Source organism: Pseudothioclava arenosa (assembly GCF_002358085.1).
Classification (GTDB): domain Bacteria; phylum Pseudomonadota; class Alphaproteobacteria; order Rhodobacterales; family Rhodobacteraceae; genus Pseudothioclava; species Pseudothioclava arenosa.
This window is the reverse complement of record NZ_NTJD01000011.1, coordinates 18812-42964: the sequence shown is the minus strand read 5'-3', so window position 1 is coordinate 42964 and position 24153 is coordinate 18812. Positions and strand designations below refer to the sequence as shown.

The 24153-nt window shown below is 64.6% G+C and carries 23 protein-coding genes and 1 tRNA gene; 16 read left to right on the top strand and 8 right to left on the bottom strand.

The annotated features are described in order from the left end of the window. Positions 1–84: 84 nt before the first annotated feature. On the bottom strand, positions 85–828 hold the full coding sequence (locus tag CLN94_RS13005) for an N-formylglutamate amidohydrolase (RefSeq protein WP_096434408.1): 744 nt from the start codon (positions 826–828) through the stop codon (positions 85–87). Between the two features lie 132 nt (positions 829–960). Between CLN94_RS13005 and pyk the strand changes: the two genes are divergently transcribed. The 8 genes from pyk to CLN94_RS12965 all read left to right on the top strand — a co-directional run bounded on the left by pyk (position 961) and on the right by CLN94_RS12965 (position 9353). Further along, positions 961–2406 (top strand): pyruvate kinase, encoded by a 1446-nt coding sequence (pyk, locus tag CLN94_RS13000; protein WP_096434407.1) that lies wholly within the window; start codon positions 961–963, stop codon positions 2404–2406. Between the two features lie 27 nt (positions 2407–2433). Continuing rightward, positions 2434–2667: a hypothetical protein gene (locus tag CLN94_RS12995; RefSeq protein ID WP_245845244.1), complete on the top strand. Its 234-nt coding sequence runs from the start codon at positions 2434–2436 to the stop codon at positions 2665–2667. Between the two features lie 152 nt (positions 2668–2819). Beyond that, positions 2820–3020 (top strand): 50S ribosomal protein L35, encoded by a 201-nt coding sequence (gene rpmI / locus CLN94_RS12990; protein ID WP_096434380.1) that lies wholly within the window; start codon positions 2820–2822, stop codon positions 3018–3020. Positions 3021–3037: 17 nt separating this feature from the next. Beyond that, positions 3038–3403 (top strand): 50S ribosomal protein L20, encoded by a 366-nt coding sequence (gene rplT / locus CLN94_RS12985; protein WP_096434379.1) that lies wholly within the window; start codon positions 3038–3040, stop codon positions 3401–3403. A 145-nt stretch (positions 3404–3548) separates the two neighbouring features. Then, positions 3549–4631, top strand: coding sequence for a phenylalanine--tRNA ligase subunit alpha (gene pheS, locus CLN94_RS12980; RefSeq protein ID WP_096434378.1), 1083 nt, complete (start codon positions 3549–3551; stop codon positions 4629–4631). Next, complete coding sequence (locus CLN94_RS13855; RefSeq protein ID WP_143598928.1) at positions 4628–5182, top strand: hypothetical protein; 555 nt, start codon at positions 4628–4630, stop codon at positions 5180–5182. Before pheS ends, CLN94_RS13855 begins: the two co-directional genes overlap by 4 nt. A gap of 71 nt (positions 5183–5253) precedes the next feature. Next, positions 5254–7665, top strand: coding sequence for a phenylalanine--tRNA ligase subunit beta (pheT, locus tag CLN94_RS12970; protein WP_096434376.1), 2412 nt, complete (start codon positions 5254–5256; stop codon positions 7663–7665). Between the two features lie 68 nt (positions 7666–7733). After that, the gene (locus tag CLN94_RS12965) at positions 7734–9353 is read left to right on the top strand and encodes a GMC family oxidoreductase (RefSeq protein ID WP_096434375.1); all 1620 of its coding nucleotides are present in this window, start codon (positions 7734–7736) and stop codon (positions 9351–9353) included. Here CLN94_RS12965 and CLN94_RS12960 read toward each other — a convergent pair. Both CLN94_RS12960 and CLN94_RS12955 read right to left on the bottom strand, forming a co-directional pair. Then, positions 9350–10084 carry a rhomboid family intramembrane serine protease gene (locus CLN94_RS12960; protein ID WP_096434374.1) on the bottom strand — a complete coding sequence of 245 codons (735 nt, stop codon included), beginning with the start codon at positions 10082–10084 and terminating at the stop codon, positions 9350–9352. The genes CLN94_RS12965 and CLN94_RS12960 overlap by 4 nt on opposite strands. Positions 10085–10114: 30 nt before the next feature. Next, positions 10115–10528, bottom strand: a complete 414-nt coding sequence (locus CLN94_RS12955) for an META domain-containing protein (protein WP_179300313.1) — start codon at positions 10526–10528, stop codon at positions 10115–10117. 171 nt (positions 10529–10699) lie between these two features. Between CLN94_RS12955 and CLN94_RS12950 the strand changes: the two genes are divergently transcribed. The 7 genes from CLN94_RS12950 to CLN94_RS12920 all read left to right on the top strand — a co-directional run bounded on the left by CLN94_RS12950 (position 10700) and on the right by CLN94_RS12920 (position 18789). Next, positions 10700–12661 carry a heme lyase CcmF/NrfE family subunit gene (locus tag CLN94_RS12950; protein WP_096434372.1) on the top strand — a complete coding sequence of 654 codons (1962 nt, stop codon included), beginning with the start codon at positions 10700–10702 and terminating at the stop codon, positions 12659–12661. A 4-nt stretch (positions 12662–12665) separates the two neighbouring features. Then, positions 12666–13136, top strand: a complete 471-nt coding sequence (locus CLN94_RS12945; protein ID WP_096434371.1) for a cytochrome c-type biogenesis protein — start codon at positions 12666–12668, stop codon at positions 13134–13136. Positions 13137–13226: 90 nt separating this feature from the next. Then, positions 13227–14003, top strand: a complete 777-nt coding sequence (locus CLN94_RS12940; RefSeq protein WP_096434370.1) for an enoyl-CoA hydratase-related protein — start codon at positions 13227–13229, stop codon at positions 14001–14003. Positions 14004–14047: 44 nt separating this feature from the next. Continuing rightward, positions 14048–14133 (top strand) — tRNA-Leu (locus tag CLN94_RS12935). A gap of 102 nt (positions 14134–14235) precedes the next feature. Continuing rightward, positions 14236–16023 (top strand): ABC transporter transmembrane domain-containing protein, encoded by a 1788-nt coding sequence (locus tag CLN94_RS12930; protein ID WP_096434369.1) that lies wholly within the window; start codon positions 14236–14238, stop codon positions 16021–16023. 245 nt (positions 16024–16268) lie between these two features. Beyond that, positions 16269–16709: a peptidoglycan-binding protein LysM gene (gene lysM, locus CLN94_RS12925; RefSeq protein ID WP_096434368.1), complete on the top strand. Its 441-nt coding sequence runs from the start codon at positions 16269–16271 to the stop codon at positions 16707–16709. 187 nt (positions 16710–16896) lie between these two features. Continuing rightward, positions 16897–18789: an acyl-CoA synthetase gene (locus CLN94_RS12920; protein WP_096434367.1), complete on the top strand. Its 1893-nt coding sequence runs from the start codon at positions 16897–16899 to the stop codon at positions 18787–18789. Positions 18790–18855: 66 nt separating this feature from the next. Here CLN94_RS12920 and cutA read toward each other — a convergent pair whose 3' ends face one another. The 4 genes from cutA to CLN94_RS12900 all read right to left on the bottom strand — a co-directional run bounded on the left by cutA (position 18856) and on the right by CLN94_RS12900 (position 23150). Next, positions 18856–19164: a divalent-cation tolerance protein CutA gene (gene cutA, locus CLN94_RS12915; RefSeq protein WP_096434366.1), complete on the bottom strand. Its 309-nt coding sequence runs from the start codon at positions 19162–19164 to the stop codon at positions 18856–18858. Continuing rightward, complete coding sequence (locus tag CLN94_RS12910) at positions 19165–20034, bottom strand: hypothetical protein (protein WP_143598927.1); 870 nt, start codon at positions 20032–20034, stop codon at positions 19165–19167. Positions 20035–20099: 65 nt separating this feature from the next. Then, positions 20100–21755: an energy-dependent translational throttle protein EttA gene (ettA, locus tag CLN94_RS12905; protein WP_096434364.1), complete on the bottom strand. Its 1656-nt coding sequence runs from the start codon at positions 21753–21755 to the stop codon at positions 20100–20102. Positions 21756–21833: 78 nt separating this feature from the next. After that, a complete protein-coding gene (locus CLN94_RS12900) occupies positions 21834–23150 on the bottom strand; it encodes a KAP family P-loop NTPase fold protein (protein WP_096434363.1) in 1317 nt (438 codons plus the stop codon). A gap of 343 nt (positions 23151–23493) precedes the next feature. Here CLN94_RS12900 and CLN94_RS12895 point away from each other — a divergent pair, with 343 nt between their 5' ends. Continuing rightward, the gene (locus CLN94_RS12895) at positions 23494–23844 is read left to right on the top strand and encodes a hypothetical protein (RefSeq protein ID WP_096434362.1); all 351 of its coding nucleotides are present in this window, start codon (positions 23494–23496) and stop codon (positions 23842–23844) included. 66 nt (positions 23845–23910) lie between these two features. Here CLN94_RS12895 and CLN94_RS12890 read toward each other — a convergent pair whose 3' ends face one another. After that, positions 23911–24117: a cold-shock protein gene (locus tag CLN94_RS12890; RefSeq protein WP_096434361.1), complete on the bottom strand. Its 207-nt coding sequence runs from the start codon at positions 24115–24117 to the stop codon at positions 23911–23913. Positions 24118–24153 lie beyond the last annotated feature (36 nt).

Sequence of the window (24153 nt, the reverse complement as noted above, 5' to 3'; positions counted from 1 at the left end):
GGCAATAACCGCGCGGGATGTAGCGCCAATATAGGGCAATTCGGCCCCCGCTCCAAGGGGGCGCCGGGCTGTCGCCGCGTCAGATCAGAGGCCCGAGGCGGCCAGCACCTCTTGCAGCACCGGCGCGAGCCGGTCGGCCCAGGCGATCTGCCCGTCTTCCTGTGCGATCAGGTCGTTGCGCAGCTCGATCAGCACGTTCGGGCGGCCCGGCACCAGCGCGTGGCGATCGACCGAGTCGCCGGGCAGGTGGCCCGAATAGGGCTCGTTGTCGCCGACGCAGAGCCCCTCGGCCTGAAGCCGTGCGATCAGCGGTTTCGCGAGCCGCTCGTCGAGATGCGAATAGAGGATGCCGACCTGCCAGGGCCGGGGCGCGCGCCCGCGCAGGCAGGGCGTGAAGGAATGCACCGCGCAAAGCACCGTGTCGTTGCGCCGCCCGGCAAGGTCCGCGAGCGCGCCGTGATAGGGCCGGTAGAGCCGGGTCAGGCGATGCTCGACCTCGGCCGCATCGACGCCGCGGTTGGTGGGGATGATCGTGCCGTCATAGAGCTTCATCACCAGCGTCGGGTCATCCTCGCCGCGGTTCGGGTCTATGACGAGGCGCGAGAAATCGGTGGCGATCATCGGCGCGTCGAGCCGCTCGGCCAGCCGCCGCGCCAGGCCCAGCGCGCCCACGTCATAGGCGATATGGCGCGCCATGTCCTCGGGGGCGATGCCGAGGCTGCCGCCCCCAACCCAGTCGGGCACGGTATTGGTGGCGTGGTCGACGCTCACGAGCCAGCGCGAGGGGCGGTCGGCACCAAGAATCTGATAGGCGGGATGGGCTGTCATGGCGGCGTAATCTTGTTGTTGCACCCGTGTTTTAGGGTAGGCAGCAGGCCGGCGCCAGTTGCTCTGGCCGACAAATTCCGCCATAGCTGAAGAAGGCCCGCAAGACGAATGGAAAACAAGGAAAGAGCCCGCATGAGACGCCTGCGCAATGTCAAGATCGTGGCCACGCTGGGGCCGGCCTCTTCCGAATATGAAACCATCCGCGCGTTGTTCGAGGCGGGCGCCGATGTGTTTCGCCTGAACATGAGCCACGGCACGCACGAAGATCACCGCGCGCGCTATGACATCATCCGCCGCATCGAGGCGGAAACCGGCCGCCCGATCGCGGTGCTGGCCGACCTTCAGGGCCCCAAGCTGCGCGTGGGCGAGTTCGGCTCGGGCGCGCATGACATGGAAGAGGGCGACCTGTTCCGCTTTGACCTCGATCCGGCGCCGGGCGATTCCAACCGCGTGCAGCTGCCCCATCCCGAGATTTTCGCGGCGCTCGAACCGGGCGCGACGCTTCTGGTGAACGACGGCAAGATCCGCCTGCGCGTGCAGTCCTGCGGCGCCGATTTCGCCGAGTGCGAGGTGATCGTCGGCGGCACGATCTCGAACCGCAAGGGCGTGAACGTGCCCGACGTGGTGCTGCCGCTGGCCGCGCTGTCGGAAAAGGACCGCGCCGATCTGGACTTCGCCTGCGAGCTGGGCGCGGACTGGCTGGCGCTGAGCTTTGTGCAGCGCCCCGAGGATGTGCTCGAGGCGAAAGAGCTTGCCCGGGGCCGCGCGCAGGTGCTGTCGAAAATCGAGAAGCCCGCGGCGGTCAATGCTTTCGACGAAATCCTCGCCGTGTCGGACGGGATCATGGTCGCCCGCGGCGATCTGGGCGTTGAACTGCCGGTGCAGGCCGTGCCGCCGATCCAGAAGCGGCTCGTGCGCCGCTGCCGCGCCGCCGCCAAGCCGGTGATCGTGGCGACGCAGATGCTTGAAAGCATGATCGAGAGCCCGATGCCGACCCGCGCCGAGGTCTCGGACGTGGCCACCGCGATCTACGAGGGCGCCGATGCGGTGATGCTCTCGGCGGAATCGGCGGCGGGGCGTTATCCGGTCGAGGCCGTGGCGACGATGGATGCGGTCGCGCAATCGGTCGAGAGCGACCCGACCTATCGCGACGTGATCGAGGCTTCGCGCACCGCCAAGCGCCAGACCGTGGCCGATGGCATCGTCGTGGCCGCGCGCGAGATCGCCGAGACCACCGAGGTCGCGGCGCTGTGCTGCTATTCGCAGTCGGGCAAGACGGTGTCTCTGGTCGCGCGCGAGCGCCCGCGGGTGCCGATCATCGCGCTCTCGCCCCTGCGTACGACGCTGCGCAAGCTCTGCCTGAGCTGGGGCGTGCACGCGGTCGAATGCGAGGCCGTCGAGCGTTTCAAACAGGCGGTGGTCAACGCCGCCCGCGCCGCGCGCGATTTCGGCTATGCGGATGAGACCAACCAGATCGTGGTGATCGCTGGCGTGCCCTTCAACGTGCCGGGCACGACCAACATCCTGCGCGTGGCGCCCTGCGACGAAAGATTGATTTTCCGCCAGGATCCGGAGTAAGGTTTCCCCTTGGTTAAGGGGGCTGCGATGGGGACGATCGACAGCGATCTTCTACTGTTCATTGGCTTGATTCTCGTGGTGCTCGCCATCCCGGCGATCTTCTCCGCACTGACCCAGAGTTATTCGCCGCGCGGCGGGGCCTTTCTGGTGGTGATCGGGGGCGGGTTGATCATCCTGGCGCTCTCCACGAAATCCGGCGGCTACACTGCCGCGCAGATCCCCGAGGCGTTCTTTGGCGTGATCCGGCGCTTCATCTACTGAACGCAGGGTTTCCTGGCCACGGGCCCGGTTTTTCGGGCGTTTTTCCCTTGCATTATGGCCAGCGCGCGTCTATTCGGCGCGCTCGGACTACCCCGTGCGGCCGGCCCAAGAGGCATGCCGAGTCGCGCGTTCACTCTGAAAAGGAGACGAAAATGCCCAAGATGAAAACGAAATCCGCTGCGAAGAAGCGGTTCAAGTTCACTGCGACCGGCAAGGTCAAGGTCGGCCCGGCGGGCAAGCGCCACGGCATGATCAAGCGCACGCCGAAGTTCATCCGCGACACCGCGGGCACGATGGTTCTGGCCGATTGCGACGCCAAAATCGTCAAGAAGTACATGCCCTACAACCGCTGATCGGGGAGAATTGACCAATGGCTCGCGTTAAATCCGGTAAAGTTACCCACGCCGCGCACAAGAAGGTTCTGAAGAAGGCGAAAGGCTACTACTCGGCCCGCTCGCGCAACTTCCGCACCGCCACCCAGGCCGTCGACAAGGCCAACCAGTACGCCACCCGCGACCGCAAGGCCCGCAAGCGCAATTTCCGCGCTCTGTGGATCCAGCGTATCAACGCGGCCGTGCGCGCCTTCGACGCCGACATGACCTATTCGCGCTTCATCAACGGCCTCGCGCTGGCCGGTATTGAAGTCGACCGCAAAGTGCTGGCCGATCTGGCCATCCACGAGCCGGAAGCCTTTGGCGCCATCGTCGAAAAGGCGAAGGCTGCCGCGGCTGCGTAATCTCCCGTAACCGGGACGACAGATCGACCCCGCGCCGGCAATCGCCGTGGCGCGGGGTTTTTCTTTGGCGCGGCCCTTGGCGCGCTTGAAATCGGGCGGGGCGGGGGCTAGCACGGGCCCCAAGACCCGAGACAGGAGACATCAGATGCATGCGCTCGATGAGCTGAAGGCGAAATACCTGACCGCCGTCAACGAGGCCGCCTCCGAGGCCGCGCTGGAAGAGATCCGGCTGGCGGCTCTGGGCAAGAAGGGCGAGATCAGCCTCAAGATGCGCGAGCTGGGCCAGATGAGCCCGGAAGAGCGCCAGACCGTCGGCAAGGCGCTCAATGTCCTGAAAGACGAGATCGACGCCGCGTTGCGCGCCAAGAAAGTCGCGCTGGCCGATGCCGCGCTCGATGCGCGCCTCGCGCAGGAATGGCTCGATGTGACGCTGCCGGGCCGCCCGCGCCGTCAGGGCACCATTCACCCGGTTTCGCAGGTCATGGACGAGGTCACCGCGATCTTTGCCGACATGGGCTTTGCCGTGGCCGAGGGCCCGCAGGTCGAGAGCGACTGGTATAATTTCGATGCGCTCAACATCGCGCCCGAACATCCCGCGCGGCAAGAGCACGACACGTTCTTCATGGCCCGCGACGCCGCCGATCCGCGCCCGCCGCATGTGCTGCGCACCCACACCTCGCCGGTGCAGATCCGCGCGATGCAGGCGCAGGGCGCGCCCATTCGCGTGATCGCGCCGGGCCGCGTCTACCGCATGGACATGGACCAGACCCACACGCCGATGTTCCATCAGGTCGAGGGCATGGCCATTGGCCGCGACATCTCCATGGCCAACCTGAAATGGGTGCTGGAAGAGTTCTGCAAGGCCTTCTTTGAGGTCGACAATGTCGAGCTGCGCTTCCGCGCCAGCCACTTCCCCTTCACCGAGCCCTCGGCCGAGGTCGATATCCGCTGCTCGTGGGAAGGCGGCCAGCTGAAGATCGGCGAAGGCAACGACTGGATGGAAATCCTTGGCTCGGGGATGATGCATCCGAAGGTTCTGGAAGCGGGCGGGATCGACCCGAACGAATGGCAGGGCTTTGCCTTCGGCATGGGCATCGACCGTCTGGCGATGCTGAAATACGGCATCCCCGACCTGCGCGCCTTCTTCGAGTCGGACCTGCGCTGGCTGAAACACTACGGCTTCGCGCCGCTCGATCTGCCGACGGTGTTCGGGGGGTTGAGTAAGTGAAGCTTAGAAACGCTAGAATCCGAATATCGCTGGGCTCTTTAGTTTATCTGCTAAGACGCTCTGTATTAATCGCAACTGCTGCCGCTTCGTTTCCCGCTTTGGCTCAGGCCCAATGGTTTAATCACTCCTGGGGGGGCGCGTTTGACGGAAGGCCGAATCAAGTCGCCGGCGTTGAATCAGGTGATTATGGGTTTGCCTTGCGGTGCACCGGTCCAGCTGACTTGGTCGCCCTTTACATAACTTCGCAGTCGACGGAAGATTTTGACTTTGATGCTCTTAATGATCTTGGGCCACAGGTGCTGGTCAGAGTCGATGAGAATGCGCCATTTTCTTTAAGTGCGGTTCTTCAAGACGTTGATGGTTATGTCCGCGCAGAAGCGAGCGCCCCCCCAGAGCTTCTGACACAGGTGATCTCCGCAAAAAGCAGAATTGCTTTGGCGCTTCAACTGGATGGCCAACTCTATCACGAAAAGCACTTCAACGTCGTTCGCTCCACCGTGGTCGGGAATAAACTTGCCGCTTCCTGCGGGTTTAAACTGGCCGATCAATAGTCTCCGGTAAGCAGATGCTCATTGCGCGAACGTTCCTCATAATTCAACACTGGCACAACTAGGAGTCAGAAATGAAATTCACCCTCTCCTGGCTGAAAGACCATCTCGACACCGAGGCGAGCCTCGACGAGTTCCTCTATGCGCTGACCGATCTCGGCCTTGAGGTCGAAGAGGTGATCGACCCGGGCGCCAAGCTTGCGCCCTTCACGCTGGCCAAGGTCTTGCATGCCGAAAAGCACCCCGATGCCGACAAGCTGCGGGTCTGCAATGTGCTGACCGACGAGGGTGAGAAAACCATCGTCTGCGGCGCGCCGAATGCCCGCGCGGGCATCACCGTCGTGCTCTGCAAGCCCGGCGATTATGTGCCCGGCATCGACGTGACGCTGGGCGTCGGCAAGATCCGCGGCGTGGAAAGCCACGGCATGATGGCCTCCGAGCGCGAGCTGGAGCTGTCGGACGAGCATAACGGCATTATTGAGCTTCCCTCGGGCGAGGTCGGCGAGCGCTTTGTCGACTGGCTGGCCGAGAACCGCCCCGAGGCGGTGGACCCGGTGATCGACATCGCGATCACCCCGAACCGCCCCGATGCGCTGGGCGTGCGCGGGGTTGCGCGCGATCTGGCCGCGCGCGGTCTTGGCAAGCTGAAGCCGCTTGAGGTCGAGCCGGTGCCGGGCGGGTTCGACAGCCCGATCTCGGTCACTATCGACCCCGCGCTGAAAGACAAGGGCTGCCCGCTCTTTGCCGGTCGCGTCATTCGCGGCGTGAAGAACGGCCCCAGCCCCGAATGGCTGCAAAAGCGCCTTGAGGCGATCGGGCTGCGGCCGATCTCGGCGCTTGTCGATATCACCAACTATTTCACCTACGACCTGAACCGCCCGCTGCATGTCTTCGATGCGGCCAAGGTCGCGGGCGGCGCGCTGCGCATCGAGCCGGCGAAGGGCGGCGAGGAATTCCTCGCGCTCGACGGCAAGACCTACACGATCCGCGAAGGCCAGATGGTGATCTGCGACGACACCGGCGTCGAGAGCCTTGCCGGCATTATGGGCGGCGAGATCTCGGGCGCGACCGACGAGACCGTCGATGTCTTCCTCGAAAGCGCCTATTGGGACCCGATCACCATTGCCGCCACCGGCCGCGCGCTGAAAATCAACTCGGACGCGCGCTACCGGTTCGAGCGCGGCGTGGACCCGGAGTTCACCTTGCCCGGGCTGGAGCTGGCGACGCAGATGGTGCTGGACCTCTGCGGCGGTGAGGCGAGCAATGTGGTGATGGATGGCGCCGTGCCCGATACCGCGCGCGCCTACCGTCTGGACCCCGCGCGCGTCATCAGCCTTGTCGGCATGGACATTCCCGAGGCCACGCAGCGCGCGACGCTTGAAGCGCTGGGCTTCACGCTGACGGGCGACATGGCCGCCCCGCCGAGCTGGCGCCCCGACGTGCTGGGCGAGGCCGATCTGGTCGAGGAAGTGGCCCGCATCGCGTCTTTAACGAAGCTTCAGGGCAAGCCGATGGCGCGCGAAACCGTGGGCGTGCCGAAAGCGGTGCTGACGCCGATGCAGGTGCGCGAGAAAACCGCGCGCCGCACGATCGCCGCGCTCGGCTACAACGAATGCGTGACCTACAGCTTCATCGACGCGAAATCGGCGGCGCTGTTTGGTGGTGGGTCCGAACCCACGCGCGTGGACAACCCGATTTCCTCGGAAATGACGCACCTGCGGCCCGATCTGCTGGCGGGGCTGTTGCAGGCGGCGGCGCGCAATCAGGCACGCGGTTTCGCCGATCTGGCGCTGTTTGAGGTGGGCCCGGCCTTCTCGGGCGGCGAGCCCGGCGATCAGCATATCCAGGCGGCGGGGCTTTTGGTCGGCTCGGCTGGCCCGCGTGATCCTTGGGGGTCGCGCCGTCCGGTCGATGTCTACGATGCCAAGGCCGATGCCGAGGCGGTGCTGGCGGCGCTGGGCGCGCCCGCGCGTGCGCAGGTGGGCCGTGACGTGGCTGGCTGGTGGCATCCGGGCCGTTCGGGGCGGATTGCCCTTGGCCCGAACGCGCTGGCCGTTTTCGGCGAAGTTCACCCGAAAGTGCTGCGCGAGATGGGCGTGAAAGGCCCCGCTGTCGCCTTCACGATCTGGGTCGAAAACCTGCCCTTCCCGAAGAAGAAGGGCGCGACGCGACCGGCGCTGCAGATCTCGGACCTGCAGGCGGTCGAGCGCGATTTCGCCTTTGTCATGGACGCGCAGGTCGAGGCGCTGAAGGCGGTGAATGCGGCGCTTGGCGCCGACAAGGCGCTGATCGACAGCGTTTCGGTCTTCGACCAGTTCAGCGGCGCCAAGGCCGAAGAGCAGATGGGCGCGGGCAAGAAGTCGATCGCGCTGACGGTGCGGTTGCAGCCGCGCGACAAGACCCTGACCGATGCCGAGATCGAGGCGGTTTCCGCCAAGATCATCGACAAGGTGACCAAGGCCACGGGCGGCAGCCTGCGCGGCTGATCTGACTTCACGTCACGCTTTTGAGCCCGGAAAAACCCGCTAGGCTCCTCCCGAGAGGGGGGAGCCTCATGCGTTTCGACTATGTCATTCTGGGCGGCGGCTCGGCTGGCGCGGTTCTGGCCGCGCGCCTGTCCGAGGATGCCCGCGTCACCGTCTGTCTGGTCGAAGCGGGCGGGGCGGGGCGCGGCATCGAGATTCGCGCGCCCGCGATGGTGGGGGCAGTGGTGCCGGGGCGCCCGCCGATCGACAACTGGGCCTATCACACCGTGCCGCAGCCCGGGCTTGGCGGGCGGCGCGGGTTCCAGCCGCGCGGGCGGGCGCTGGGCGGCTCCTCGGCGATCAACGCGATGCTTTACGTGCGCGGGCATCCCTCGGATTACGACGATTGGGCCAATGCCGGCTGTGAGGGCTGGGATTGGGAGAGCTGCAAGCCGTGGTTTCTGGGCGCCGAGCGCAACGAGCGCGGCGCGGATGACTGGCATGGTGATCAGGGCCCGTTGCAGGTCGGCAATCAGCGCAGCCCGCGTGCGATGACCCGCGCCTTCATTGAGGCCTGCGGCGCGGTCGGCTGCGCGCCGAACCCCGATTTCAACGGGCCCGGGCAGGAAGGCGCGGGGCTCTATCAGGTCAAGCAATTCTGGGACGGTGCGCAGAAAGGCGAGCGGTGCTCGGCCGCCGCGGCCTACCTGCATCCGGTTCTGGCGCGGCCGAACCTGACGGTGCTGACCCGCGCACGGGCTGAACGCATCCTGTTCGATGGGCGGCGCGCGACGGGGGCGCTGGTGCGGCGCCTCGGGCGGCAGATCCAGCTTGAGGCGCGCCACGAGGTGATTGTCTCGGCGGGGGCCTTCGGCACACCGCAGATTCTCCAGCTTTCGGGCATCGGTCCGGAGGACGAACTGCGCCGCCACGGGATCGTGCCGGTCCTCGACCTGCCGGGCGTCGGCGCGAACCTGCAGGATCATCTGGATTACATCATCTCCTGGACCTCGCCACGCCGCGATGGCGTTGCGCTCAATCCACGCGGGTTCTGGCGGCTGGCGAAGGCGGCGGCGCGTTGGCGGCGGACGGGCGAGGGGATGTTCGCCTCGCCGATGGCCGAGGGCGGCGCGTTTCTGCGCAGTTCGCCCGATCAGTCGCGCCCCGATCTGCAACTGCATTTCGTGATCGGTATCGTCGATCAGCACATGCGCAAGCTGCATGCGGCGGATGGCTGGTCGCTGCATGTCTGCCAGTTGCGGCCCCATTCGCGCGGCACGCTGCGGCTGGCCGATGCGAACCCCGCGTTAGCGCCGCTGATCGACCCGGGTTTCCTGTCGGACCCGCGTGATGCTGAAGCGATGCTGCGTGCCGCGCGTCTGATCGAGACCATCACCGAGGCCCCGGCGCTCGCGCCTTGGCGCAAGCGCCGGCTTTATCCGCATGACGGCTCGGAGGCGGCGCTGATGGCCGATATCCGGGCGCGGGCCGACACGATCTATCATCCCGTCGGCACGGCGCGGATGGGGGCGGCAGATGATCCGATGGCGGTGGTCACGCCCGATCTGCGCGTGCGCGGGATCGAGGGGCTGCGCGTGGTCGATGCCTCGGTGATGCCCAGCCTGATCGGCGGCAATACCAATGCGCCGACGATCATGATCGCCGAACGCGCCGCCGCGATGATCCGTGCCGCGCGGGTGGCGGGCTAGAACCGTTTGCGGCGCGTCACCACCGGGATGGTGCTGCGGCGATAGACGGTTTCGGGGTGGGGCGGATGGCCGAGTGTGCGGCTCCAGAATGCCCGCCCGCCGCGTTTCAGCCAATGCGGCAGCATCATCCCGACCCCCGCCGCAAAGCCGCCCGCATGCGCCCAATAGGCCACGCCTGCGCCCTGATCGGTGGCGACGCCGTTCAACAGCTGAATCCCGAACCAGAATCCCAGCACGACCCAGGCCGGAATCGGGATCACCTTGAAGAAGATGATGAAGATAAAGAGCACATCGACGCGGGCACGCGGGAACAGAAGCAGGTAGCCCCCCATCACCCCCGCAATCGCCCCCGAGGCGCCGACCATCGGCACTGCGCTGCCCGGATCGGCCGCGATCTGCGCCGCCGCCGCTGCCAGCCCTCCGAGCAGGTAGAACAGCGCAAAGCCGAGCCGCCCGAGCTGGTCCTCGAGATTGTCGCCGAAGACCCAGAGAAACAGCATGTTCCCCGCCAGATGCATCAGGCCCGCGTGCAGAAACATATGGGTTACAAGCCCTTGCAGGTAGTAGCCCTGCGTGACGGCGCCCGGATAAAGCGCAAGCTCTTCCCAGAGTTGCGGGTAATGCTGCCCGACCGGCAAGGTCAGCAGATACATCACGACATTGGCCGCGATGATAGCCCAGGTCAGGTAGGGGCGCCCGGCGGCAGGATTATGATCGCGGATCGGGAACATGGAGCGAGTTTGCCGATAGTGCTGCGGGCGTCAACCCGGCGTGGTGCGATGCGCGCGCAGGACAGCCCCGGTCTCGTCCAGTAAGACCAGCCCTTCGGCGGTTGTCGCGACCCCGGTGAGCCGCGCTAGCGCGTCGAAAAAGGCGCTTTCGACCGCCATGCGGGGCGGCGGACAGGCCATGCGCGTGGCGGCGACGGGGCCGATCGCGAGGCTCGGGCCTTGACGTGAGACGGGGGCGGAAAAGCGGTTGCAGCCACCCCTTCCGGCAAGCCGCCCCGGCTCGGTCTGGATCAGCGTCGGAGCGGCGCCCTCGGGCACGGGCTGCCCGGCGATCTCGTGAATCTGCCATTCGATGCCCTGACCGAGCGCCGCAAGGCCCGTCTCTTGCGCAAGGCCGGGCGTGGTGGCCAGTGAAAGACAGATCGCAAGGGGCAGGGGATGCATCGGGATACTCCTGAAAACACAAATACTTGCCCCAAGATGGAGCCACCGGGCCGGGCGCGCCAGAGCCGCGCGGCTCACCTTAGCGTGAAAGCTTGCGACATCGGCGCGCATCCGGGTTTCCTCGGCGCGCATCCGTCTCTATGATCCGCGCCGCGTACAGGAGGATACCCGATGATCGTCGAACTTGGCCATTTCGCGCTGGTGCTGGCATTCTGCGTTGCCATCGTGCAGTCCATTGTCCCGCTGATCGGGGCGCAGAAGAACTGGACCGGCTGGATGGCCGTGGGGGAGCCCGCGGCCTCGGCGCAGTTCCTGCTGATCGCGCTGTCCTTCGGGGCGCTGACCTACGCCTTCGTCACCTCGGATTTCTCGCTGCAGCTCGTTTACGCGAACTCGCATACCGACAAGCCGCTGCTTTACAAGGTTTCGGGCGTCTGGGGGAACCACGAGGGCTCGATGCTCCTGTGGGTGCTGATCCTGGCGCTGTTCGGGGCCGCCGCCGCGTGGTTCGGAGGCAACCTGCCGCCGCGTCTGCGCGCGCGTGTGCTGTCGATCCAGGGCCTGATCGGGCTGGCCTTCCTGGGCTTCATCCTGTTCACCTCGAACCCGTTCACCCGTCTGGCTGACCCGCCGTTCAACGGCTCGGGCCTGAACCCGCTCCTGCAAGACCCCGGCCTCGCCTTCCACCCGCCGTTCCTCTATCTCGGCTATGTGGGCCTTTCGATGGCGTTTTCCTTCGCGGTCGCCGCGCTGATCGAGGGCCGTGTCGACGCCGCCTGGGCGCGCTGGGTGCGGCCCTGGACGCTGGCGGCCTGGATCTTCCTGACCATCGGCATCGCGCTCGGCTCGTGGTGGGCCTATTACGAGCTTGGCTGGGGTGGTTTCTGGTTCTGGGACCCGGTCGAGAACGCGTCCTTCATGCCCTGGCTGCTGGCCGCGGCGCTGCTGCATTCCGCGATCGTCGTGGAGAAACGCGAGGCGCTGAAGAGCTGGACTATCCTTTTGGCGATCATGGCCTTCGGCTTCTCGCTGATTGGCACCTTCATCGTGCGTTCGGGGGTTATCACCTCGGTGCACAGCTTCGCCAACGACCCCGAGCGCGGGATCTTCATCCTCGCGATCCTCGGCGCTTTCGTGGGTGGCGCGCTGACGCTTTATGCCGCGCGGGCCGACCGGATGCAGGCCAAGGGGATCTTCTCGATGGTCTCGCGCGAAAGCGCGCTGGTGTTCAACAATATCCTTCTCGCGATTGCGGCGCTGGTGGTCTTTGTCGGCACCGTCTGGCCGCTCGTCGCCGAGATGTTCTGGGATCGCAAGCTCTCGGTGGGTGCGCCCTTCTTCGAGAAAGCCTTCACGCCCTTCATGGTGATCCTCGCGCTGCTCTTGCCGATCGGCGCGGTCATGCCGTGGAAGCGCGCGAATTTCGCCCGCAGCCTGCGTCAGATGGCGCCCGCGCTGATCGTGGCGCTGGCCGTCGCGGGGCTCGCCTGGAGCCTTGAGACCGGCCGCTCGATGCTGGCGCTGGTTTCGGCCTTCCTCGGCTCGTGGATCGCCTTTGGCGCGCTGGCCGAGCTGTGGGTGCGCGCGGGCCGCACGCCTGCCCGCCTGACCCGCCTGCCGCGCGCGGACTGGGGCAAGGCGGTGGCGCATGCGGGCCTTGGCATCACCTTCATCGGCATCGGCCTTCTGATGGCGGGCCAGCGTGAAGACATCCGCGTGGCGATCATCGGCGAGCCCTTCGAGGTCGCGGGCTTTGAAATCACGCTCGATTCCGTCGACCGGGTGCAGGGGCCGAACTACATGTCGACCACGGGCACGATGTCGGTACGTCGCGACGGCAAGCTGATCACAGTGCTGCACCCCGAGAAACGCACCTACCCGGTCGAGGCGATGCCGACGACCGAGGCCGATATCGACAATGGCCTGTGGCGCGACATCTATCTGGTGATCGGAGATCCGCAGGCGGGCGGCGGCTGGGCCGTGCGCACCTATATCAAGCCCTTCGCCAACTGGATCTGGACGGGCTGCCTGATGATGGCGCTGGGCGGGCTTCTGAGCCTCACCGACCGCCGCTATCGTGTTGCGGCGGGCGCACGCAAGACCGCCCCCGCGGCGACCCAACCGGCGGAGTGATCCCATGCTGAAACGTCTTGTCCTCGCCTCGTTCCTGCTGGCCTCGCCGGTTCTGGCGGTGCAGCCCGACGAGGTGCTGCCCGATCCCGCGATGGAGGCGCGCGCCCGCACGATCAGCCAGGTGCTGCGCTGCCCGGTCTGTCAGGGCGAGAATATCGACGAGTCGAACGCGGAAGTGTCGCGCGACCTGCGGCTTCTGGTGCGCGAGCGCCTGATCGCGGGTGATAGCGACAGCGAGGTGCTCGATTACATCACCGACCGCTACGGCGAATACGTGCTGTTCGAGCCGGAAAAGACCGGCGCCAACCTGATCCTCTATTATCTCGGGCCGGTGGCCCTGTTGATCGCGGGGATAGGCGGCTTCATCTATCTGCGTCGGCGCGGGTCGGCGGTCGAGGCCGCACCGCAGGCGCTCGATGCCGAGGAAGAGCGCCGCCTCAAGGAACTTCTGGCCGACGACAAGCCCGGCGCCTGAGTGCGCTTGCGCGATGTGACGCAGTGTTTCGCTTTTGCCGCGCGGCAAAGGCGCTAATCTGGCGTGACGCAATCGGAAAGGGAGGCCGAGATGCCCTATAAGGCGATCCGCTACGAACTGTCGGACGGGATGGCGGTGATCACGCTCGACCGTCCCGACGTGATGAACGCGCTCAACACGCAGATGCGCGCCGAGCTGCTGGAGGCGATGCGCCGGGCCTCGGGCGAGGCCCGCGTGGCGGTGCTGACGGGGGCAGGGCGGGCGTTCTGCTCGGGGCAGGACCTTGGCGATGGCGCGGCGGCGGCGGGGCTCGACCTCGAGCGCGTGCTGCGCGACGAATACGAACCGATGCTCGAGGCGATCTATGACGCGCCGATCCCGGTGATCGCGGCGGTGAACGGTCCGGCGGCGGGCGCGGGGGCGAACCTTGCGCTGGCAGCCGATGTGGTGATCGCGGCCGAGTCGGCGGTGTTCATGCAGGCGTTTTCGCGCATCGGGTTGATGCCGGATGCGGGCGGCACCTATTGGCTGCCGCGACAGGTGGGCTTTGCCCGTGCGATGGGGCTGGCGCTTTTTGCCGAGAAGATCGACGCGCGCCGCGCCGCCGAGTGGGGCATGATCTGGGAAGCCGTGGCCGATGTCGATTTCGACCACCACTGGCGGGCGCGGGCCATGGCGCTGGCGAAAGGGCCGACGCAGGCTTACCGCGCGATCAAGCAGGCCATGCGCGAGGGCTATTCCAACGACCTCGGCCAGCAGCTTGAACGCGAGGCCCAGCTTCAGGGCCAGCTTGGCGCGACCCATGATTTCCGCGAAGGCGTGCTCGCTTTCCTCGAAAAGCGCCCCGCGCAATACGAAGGCCGCTGAGCCCGCTTGCCGCCGCCCGCCCGAGCCTCTAATCCAAGGGGGCCGCGGGCGTGGCGAAATGGTAGACGCAAGGGACTTAAACTCCCTCGGGTGCAAACCCATGCCGGTTCGAGTCCGGCCGCCCGCACCAGCCCCCTCCCGAAAACGTGGGGCCGATGGGCTTCTGGCCCGAGATTCGCGGCTTGCCCCGGCCTGTTTCAGCCCCTAAACCCATCCGCAACAGGGAGGTGTCATGGCACGCAGATCGCAAACGCAGCTCGATGATCGTCCGACGTCGAAACGGATCGGGGCGCTCAGGGGGCTCGGGCCGTTCATCACGCCGTACAAGGGGCGTGCGCTCGGGGCGCTGCTGGCGCTGATGCTGACCGCGTCGATCTCGCTGATCCTGCCGCTCGCGGTGCGCCGCGTCGTTGACGGGTTCCAGCAGGGCGCCGAGCTGCTCGACCAGTATTTCTTTGCCGCCCTGACCATCGTCGCGCTGCTCGCGATCGGGACCGGCGCGCGCTATTGGCTTGTGACCTCGTTCGGCGAGCGTGTCGTGGCCGATATCCGCAAGGCGGTGTTCGACCGGGTGATCTCGATGTCGCCCGCCTTCTTCGAGCGCATCCTGACCGGCGAGATCATCAGCCGGATCACCACCGATACCACGCTGATCCTGTCGGTGATCGGCTCGTCTGTGTCTGTGGCGCTGCGCAACGTGCTGATTCTGCTGGGCGGCATGGTGATGCTCCTGGTCACCTCGGCCAAGCTGACGGGGCTGGTGCTGCTGATCGTGCCAGCGGTGGTGATTCCGATCGTCACGCTGGGGCGGCGCCTGCGCAACCTCTCGCGCGAGAACCAGGACTGGATCGCCTCCTCCTCGGGCTCGGCCTCAGAGGCGCTCCTGTCGGCGCAGACCGTGCAGGCCTTCACCCACGAGGCGCGCACGCGCGCGCAATTCTCGGATGTGACCGAGAAAAGCTATACGTCGGCGCAGCGGCGCATCAACACCCGCGCGGTGATGACGGTGATCGTGATCTTCCTTGTCTTCGCGGGCGTGGTGGGCGTGCTCTGGGTCGGCGCGCGCGATGTGCGGCTGGGCGACATGTCGGTCGGCGAGCTGGTGCAATTCGTGATCTACGCGGTGATGGTGGCGGGCTCGGTGGGCGCGCTGTCGGAGATCTGGGGCGAGCTGCAGCGCGCTGCGGGCGCGACCGAGCGTCTGGTCGAGCTGCTGGGCTCCGAAGATAACGTGAAGGACCCCGAGCATCCCGTGCCGCTGCCGATGCCGGCTGCGGGCGCGATCCGTTTCGACGACGTGACCTTCCACTATCCCTCGCGCCCGGAAACCTCGGCGCTCGAAGGCGTCACGCTCGACATCCGTCCGGGCGAAACCGTGGCGCTGGTCGGCCCCTCGGGCGCAGGCAAGACCACCGTGATCCAGCTGATCCAGCGCTTCTGGGACCCCGAGCACGGCACCGTCTCGATCGACGGCTACGACCTGCGCACGCTGGCACGCCATGACTTCCGCCATGCCATCGCGCTGGTGCCGCAAGACCCGGTGATCTTCGCCGCCACCGCGCGCGAGAATATCCGCTTCGGGCGCCCCGAGGCCTCGGATGCCGATGTCGAGGCCGCCGCCCGCGCCGCCCATGCGCATGATTTCCTCTCCGCGCTGCCCGATGGCTACGAGACCTACGTCGGCGAGCGCGGCGTGATGCTGTCCGGCGGTCAGAAACAGCGCATCGCCATTGCCCGCGCGATCCTGCGCGACGCACCGATCCTGCTGCTGGACGAGGCGACCTCGGCGCTCGATGCGGCCTCGGAACGCGAAGTGCAGGCGGCGGTTGACCAGCTCGCGCTGACCCGCACCACGCTGATCGTGGCGCACCGTCTGGCGACGGTGAAAAAGGCTGATCGTATCGTGGTCTTCGAGGACGGTCGGATCGTCGCGCAAGGCACGCATGACGAACTGGTCGCCGAAGGCGGGCTTTACGCTGAGCTGGCGCGGCTGCAGTTCACCGACGGCGCCCCGACCTGACGGACGCCCGCGCGGCGCGGTTGCTTTCGCGTATTTTCGCCAAGAAGAAACCGGAACGGGGCCGCCTTGAGGGTGGCCCTTGTTTCTTCTTGGTCCAAATACGCAGACCCGGCTTCCGCAAAGGAACCCGGTCTGCGAGAAAGGCAGCGCGATTTTCCCCCTGCCGTCTATCGCCTGTCTGTTGCACTCTGACAGTAATCTGAGCCGCATCGCCGGACCGGCGGCGGAAAACAAAGGAGTATGACATGGGTTTGTGGAATTTCGTGAAAGACGCGGGCAAGTCGCTGTTCGGCAAGGCCGAGGCCGCCGAGGCGCCGAAGGAAGATGCGCTCAAGGCCGAGCTGCAGGATCTGGGCCTGAACACCGAGGGCGTGGACCTCAAGGTCGAGGGCGACAAGGTCGTCGTTTCGGGCAAGGCGATCGACGCCGAGACCAAGGAGAAGATCATCCTCGCGGTGGGCAATGTCGATGGTGTTGCCGCGGTCGAAACCAAACAGGATGATGACACCGCCGATGCCGTGTTCCACACCGTCGTCAAGGGCGACACGCTCTCGGCGATCGCCAAGAAGACGCTGGGCAATGCCAACCGCTATCCCGAGATCTTCGAGGCCAACAAGCCGATGCTGACCCATCCCGACAAGATCTATCCGGGCCAGGTGCTGCGCATCCCGGGCGGCAAGGCCTGAGCCCGCTTGACCGTTGATCGGGGCGTCCGCACAGGGCGCCCTTTTCGCGTGCTGACGCCGCGTCTTACGGAATTGTAACGTGACGTTCGCGGCAAGTCGCCATCTTGCCCGAACGCCTCCTTTGCCCCATCCTGAACAAAAGACTGCGCCCGGGGCGGAGGGCCTTGGCGCGGCTCGGGAGGAAGACATGCAAAACAGATTTGCCACCGTCGCGGACCGCGATGCGGTCGAGGCCGAAAAGCCCTATGAGGCGCGCGACAAAGCGGCCACCATTTACGAGTTTCTGACGCGCGCCCGCGACGCCCATGGCGCGCGCCCGGCGCTGACGTTTCAGATCCTGTCCGGGCCGAAAGACCCGGCCGAGACGCTCAGCTGGAACGAGCTGCATGGCCGCGTGACCCAGGCGGCGAACCTGTTCCGCAAGCTTGGCATCGGGCCGAATGACACGGTGGCCTACCTGTTGCCGAACTGCCTTGAAACGGCAGTGACGCTTCTGGCGGGGGCGACGGCGGGTATCGTGAACCCGATCAACCCGCTTCTGGAGGCCGAGCAGATCGCCGCGATCCTGCGCGAAACCAAAGCCAAGGTTCTGGTCACGCTGAAGAGCTTTCCCAAGACCGATGTCGCGCAAAAGGCGGCCGAGGCGGTCAAGCACGCGCCCAATGTGCAGACCGTGCTCGAGATCGACCTCAACCGCTACCTGACGCCGCCGAAAAGCTGGATCGTGCCGCTGGTGCGGCCGAAAACTCCGTTCCGCCACCATGCGGACGTGCTGAATTTCAACCGCGAGGCCGCGAAGATGCCGTCGGCCAGCCTGCAATTCGACGACCCGGCGGTTGATCGCGTCGCCGCCTATTTCCATACCGGCGGCACCACCGGCATGCCGAAAGTCGCGCAGCACAAATATTCGGGCATGATCTACAACGGCTGGCTCGGCGGGCGGCTGTTGTTCGATCAGGACGACGTGATGATCTGCCCCTTGCCGCTGTTCCACGTCTTCGCGGCCTATCCGATCCTGATGTCGGCCATCGCCTCGGGCGCGCATGTCGTGTTTCCGACGCCTGCGGGCTATCGCGGCGACGGCGTCTTTGACAATTTCTGGAAGCTGGTCGAGCGTTGGCACGTGACCTTCCTGATCACGGTCCCCACGGCGATTTCCGCGCTGATGCAGCGCCCGGTCGATGCCGATATCTCGTCGCTGAAGACCGCGATCTCGGGCTCGGCGCCCTTGCCGATCGAGCTGTATAACCGCTTCAAGGCGGCGACTGGCGTCGAGATCGCCGAGGGCTACGGCCTGACCGAGGCGACCTGCCTCGTCTCGGTGAACCCGGTCGATGGGCACAAGAAGGTCGGCTCGGTCGGCATTCCGCTGCCCTACACCCATGTGCGCATCCTGCGTGGCTCGCCCGACGGGTTCATCGAATGCGGCGTGGACGAGGTCGGCGAGATCTGCGTCGCCAACCCCGGCGTGTTCGAGGGCTCGACCTATACCGAGGCCGACAAGAACCACGACCTTTTCGCCGAAGATCGGTTCCTGCGCACGGGCGACCTTGGGCGGATCGACGCGGATGGGTACCTCTGGATCACCGGGCGGGCGAAAGACCTGATCATTCGGGGCGGCCACAACATCGACCCGGCCGAGATCGAAGAGGCGCTGCTGGCGCATCCGGCGGTGGCTTTTGCCGGGGCTATCGGCCAGCCTGACAGTTTCGCGGGCGAGCTGCCCTGCGCTTATGTCGAGCTGGTGGCGGGCGCCGAGGTGACGGTGGAAGAACTGGCCAAGCACGCGAAAAAGCACATCCACGAACGCGCGGCGATCCCGAAGCACCTCGAGGTGATGGACGAGCTGCCCAAGACTGCGGTGGGCAAGATCTTCAAGCCGGACCTGCGCAAGCGCGCGATCATGCGGGTGCTGAATGCGGCGCTGGCTGATGCCGAGATCGCGGCGCATGTGGTCTCGGTCTCGGAGGACAAGAAGCGCGGCCTTGTCGCGCATATGGCGACGACCGGCGCGGTCAACGAAGAGGTGCTGCGGCAGAAGCTGGGCGAGTTCACCGTGCCCTGGGACTGGGCGCAGTAACCGGTTTGCAACCGAAAGGGCCCGCGCCACGGCGCGGGCTTTTTGCGTATTTGGGCCAAGAAGAAATCAGCGGGTCTGGTCGGAGACCCAGGCGGCGTAATCGGCATTCACGTCGATCTCGTCGGCGGCGATCAGCGGCACCTCGTAAGGGTGGAGCCGCGTGATTTCGGCCATCACCCGGTCGCGCAGATCGGTGCGCGTTTTCAGCCAGAGCTGGGTTTCCGCATCAACCTGCCGCGCGCCGTCCCATGTGTAATGGGATTCGACCGCGGGCCCGATATTCGCGCAAGCGATGAGGCGGGCGTCAAGGAGCGCCGTCGCAAGGGCGCGCGCGGCCTCGGGGGAGGAGAGGTAGGTGAGGAGGCGGAGGATCATTTAAAACGGGATTGCGTCGTCGAGTGCTTTCATGAATGCGGTTTGAAATGACTTGGTCATGACGTCCGGCCCAGCGATTCCAACATGTGTATGATCATTCTCCAAAATGTGCGGAACGTTGAAAGATACTTTCCAATCAGTTTGACACATTGTTTCGATCGCATCGTTGATGGCCGCGGCATCAATGTTTCTTATGCAGGCATCAACTTCATCGATGTCGATATTTCGGAATTTGACTTCTGCACCGGGATGGAACCTAAATTTATAGGCTGGGTTAATCACCCGCCTCGTCTCTGGTGGCGTCATCTTTCGTTCGATTTCGTTTAGACGTTGAAGAATGGCCTCCGACGCAGACACTTCCGTGCTTTCAATTTTAGGTATCTTGAAAGGGCCAATCTGCCCAATAAAGCTTTGATCCTCCGTTTGATGCTTTACCTTTCCGATCATTGCAATCAGTTCGGTCTTAAACTTCTCCATCAATGGATGGCGCAGGTCTCGGGGGTATTGGATGTAGCGATTTGTTGATGTGTCAAACGGATATATGGTTTTATCATCTTTGATAATAATTGTGGGCTTTTGCGTTGCCATGCGAATGCCGAGTTCAAAGAACACATTCGGGTTTCGGCCGCTCACATCGCAGATAATTATCTCGTCTTCGTAAATGTTTCGAATGATTTCGGTGTGGATTAAGTTTGTTTCGAAGGTGTCGCTCACCAAACGCGCATTGTATCCTGCAGATTTGGCTGCTTCCGTGATGATGTCGCGGACATCTGACCAGTGCGTTTCTGGGCGTCCATCGCATTCAGAAATAGGCATAACAATGCCGCAAGTCGGTTGAATTTTCGTTTCGCCGTCTGCTTCTTTTGTCATGGATGAAGTAGCCTCCGCACATCTCTGTGCGGAGGCTACAATCTTCGGTTGCGGCGGTAAACGGGTTAGCGCGTGAACTTCTTGTACTTCACGCGCTTCGGCTCCACCGAATCCGGGCCGAGGCGGCGGATCTTGTCTTCTTCGTAGGCCTCGAAGTTGCCCTCGAAGAACTCGACATGGGCGTCGCCTTCGAAGGCGAGGATATGCGTGCAGAGGCGGTCGAGGAAGAAGCGGTCGTGCGAGATGATGATCGCGCAGCCGGCGAAGTCTTCGATCGCGGCCTCCAGCGCCTGCAGGGTTTCCACGTCGAGGTCGTTGGTCGGTTCGTCGAGCAGCAGCACGTTGCCGCCCGATTTCAGCAGTTTCGCCATGTGGACGCGGTTGCGTTCGCCGCCCGACAGGAGGCCGACTTTCTTCTGCTGGTCGCCGCCCTTGAAGTTGAAGGCGCCGCAATAGGCGCGCGAGTTGATCTGCGCGTCGCCCAACACGATCTGCTCGGCCCCGCCCGAGATTTCCTCCCACACGGTCTTGTTGGCGTCGAGCGCGTCGCGCGACTGGTCGACATAGGCCAGCTTCACCGTATCGCCCAGCTCGACGGTGCCGCTGTCGGGCTGCTCGTTGCCGGTGATCATGCGGAACAGCGTCGATTTGCCGGCGCCGTTCGGGCCGATCACGCCGACAATGGCGCCCGGCGGGATCGAGAGCGAGAGGTCCTCGATCAGTTGCTTGTCGCCGTAGTGCTTCGAGAGGCCGTTGACCTCGATCACCTTGCCGCCGAGGCGCGGGCCGTTCGGGATGATGATCTGGGCGCGGCCAATGCGCTCGCGCTCGGACTGGTCGGCCATCTTTTCATAGGCCTGAATACGGGCCTTGGATTTCGCCTGACGCGCCTTGGCGCCGGCGCGGATCCATTCGAGTTCCTTTTCCAGAACCTTCTGCTTGGCCTTGTCCTCGCGGGCTTCCTGTTCGAGGCGTTTGGCTTTCTGCTCCAGCCAGCTCGAATAATTCCCCTCGTAGGGAATGCCGCGGCCGCGGTCGAGCTCGAGGATCCAGCCGGTGATGTCGTCGAGGAAATAACGGTCGTGCGTGACGCAGAGGATCGTGCCCTTGTACTCGATCAGGTGCTTTTGCAGCCAGGCGATGGTTTCGGCATCAAGGTGGTTGGTCGGTTCGTCCAGGAGCAGCATGTCGGGCGCCTCAAGCAGCAGCTTGCACAGCGCCACGCGGCGGCGCTCACCGCCCGAGAGCGTCGCGACATTGGCATCGTCCGGCGGGCAGCGCAGGGCCTCCATCGCGACGTCGATCTGGCTGTCGAGATCCCAGAGGTTCTCGGCGTCGATCTCGTCTTGCAGCTTCGCCATCTCGTCGGCGGTCTCGTCCGAGTAGTTCATCGCCAGCTCGTTGTAGCGGTCGAGCTTGGCGCGTTTCTCGGCGACGCCCAGCATCACGTTGCCGCGCACATCGAGGCTTTCGTCCAGCACCGGCTCCTGCGGCAGGTAGCCGACCTTGGCGCCCTTCGCGGCCCAGGCCTCGCCGGTGAAATCCTTGTCGGTGCCCGCCATGATGCGCAGGAGCGTCGATTTACCCGCGCCGTTCACGCCGACGACGCCGATCTTCACGCCCGGCAGGAAGGACAGGCGGATGTTCTCAAAGCATTTCTTGCCGCCCGGATAGGTCTTGGAGACGCCATCCATGTGATAAACATATTGATACGAGGCCATCGGGGCACCTTTCGCGCGCAAAACAAGGGGTTTGGCGCCTAGATAGGGGAAATGGCGCGAAGGGGGAAGGGGGCAGGCCTAGATGCTCCCCCACGCGTCGATATAGTTTTCATAGATATGCGGGATCATATCGCTTCCGATGAATCTTCGATCGAAATCTGGCGCGATGGGCTCCAAGCCTTCCAGCATCGCAAGGAGGCTGGCGAACTGCCCGCCATCGAATCCGGAGCCATCTGATGCCAGCCCGAAGAAGGCCGAGAGCGGCCTGTTTTCAAGCTGTCCGCGCCGGAGCTGTGCGGATACGTCAGGCGCGGTGACCTCTATCATGCAGATAGTTAGCACTGCGAGCAGGCGCATGTCTTTCTCCGGTCGGAGAAAGGGTGCCATGAGAGCAGCGCGCGTCGCGAAACGCTCGATTTCCCGGAACGAGAGGGGGGCAGCCTTATTTCGCTCGCTGACCAGAAATGCGAAATGCCTTGTGAGGTTGGCGGGAAGTTCGAGCTTCTTGCAGAGCGTTTCAGCAAAGATTTCCGGGTCCGAAGGGCGCACAAACGGCTCCCCCGGTGTTTGAGGCAGGCGGAGCCTCAGCGTCACAAACTTCTGCAAATAGCTCCGCGCATCGCACCCCGCCCCGTAGCGCGCCTTCACCGAGTTTTCCAACTCGCCCAGGTTCACCCCCAGCACGAAATGCACGCCATCCACGGCAAAGAAATGCTTGATCGTTTCCAGCAGCGACAGCGCGTAATCGGGGCGGCAGCGGTCCAGCTCATCCACGATGATGACAAGCTTGTTCAGTGGGCCACCGTCCGTCTCGGGTTGCGTTGCCTCGCGCAGGGTCGCGACGAAGGCGTCCATCGCCGCGCGCTTGGTGGTCTCGCGCGCCCAGAGCTTGTCAATCGCCGCGACGCCTTTGCCAAGCTCGTCGCTTGTGGCTTCGGCAAGGGCATCCCAGACACCTTCCACCGCCGCGGTCGCACCATAGCTTGCAGCTGCCAGCCCGACACGCGCCGCGCCTTTCGCCAGAGGGATTGCCAGGCGTTTCAGTTTCGTTGTGGCCTTGCTAATCTTGCTGTCGTCTTCCTTTGCCGGGGCAAGCGCCGCCACCAGACTGATCAGCGGGTCATCCAGAAAATCCTCTTTGAAGGCGTCGAAATAGACCACCCGAGCCTTGTGATTGAACTGGTGCTCGTGCGCGCCCGCCCAGAGCTTCAGGAAATGCGACTTGCCGCTGCCCCATGCGCCATCCAGCGCAATCACGGTCGGGTCGTCGATTGCCTCGACCAGCTTGCTCAGCCTTTCTCCGAAGGAGGTGCGCTCAAGCCAATCCAGCGCTTTGTCAGACTCAAACGTGTCGATTCCAATGTCGATATCGGGCTCGGGTAATGTCAGTCTCATCAAGCGTCTCCGGGGCTGAATGCACCGAGGATACCTGCTTTCGCGGCGAGGGGGATCACGAATTTCGGTGCTTTGTTCACGCCCGGTCGCGCGGGTTTGATCGGCGGGCGTGGGCTCCGGGGCCGTATTTAGAGGGCAAGGATTTTGCGCGCGCAGAAAATTCCTTGCAGGACAAGAACTTGTCAGAGCAGGGCGCGCAGCCGATTTTTAAATACCATATTTTTGCACAGAACGTCGATATTTCTCGCCGTTTTCAGTTCTGACGCACAGCTATATCTCTGTCTCACCAAGCGACGCAGCGAATGGTTTGCCGCGTTACAGATTGAAAAGACAGGAGAATATCATGCGTAAATCGGTTCTGTCCCTGAGCCTCGTTTCCATCGTTGCGGCGGGTGCCGCTTTTGCCGCGCCGGTCTCGTCGGGTGCCGCTCAGCTCGCCGCTCAGGTCGGTGTGAATGCTGAAGACTACACCGCGGGCCAGCTGGCCGCGCTTTGGTCGGCCAAGCACGATGCAGATGCAGCGGCGCCCTTCGAGGCGGTCAAGGCGGCCACCAATGTGGTTTCGGTTTCGAGCCAGGGCGCGGCCTCGATTTCGCCGGCGCGCGCGCAACTGGCCGCTCAGCTCGGTGTGAACCCGGCCGACTACAGCACCGCCGAGCTCGTTGCTCTGGTCGCGCAGTTCGACACCAACTGATCTGCCACCCCGAAACGCAAAAGGCGGCCCGTCAGGGCCGCCTTCTATACTTATGATCCGTGCAGATCAGGCGAGAGCGAGGTTGATCGCCGACTCGCGGCCGTCGCGGCCTTTTTCGAGGTCGAAGGTCACAGCCTGACCGTCGTTCAGCGCGCTCAGACCCGAGCGCTCAACCGCCGAGATGTGCACGAAGATGTCTTTGCCGCCGCTTTCCGGGGCAATAAAGCCGTAGCCTTTGGTGGTGTTGAACCATTTCACGGTGCCGTTAGCCATGCCGTGTCTCCTTTTTATCATGCTGCCCGCAGGATT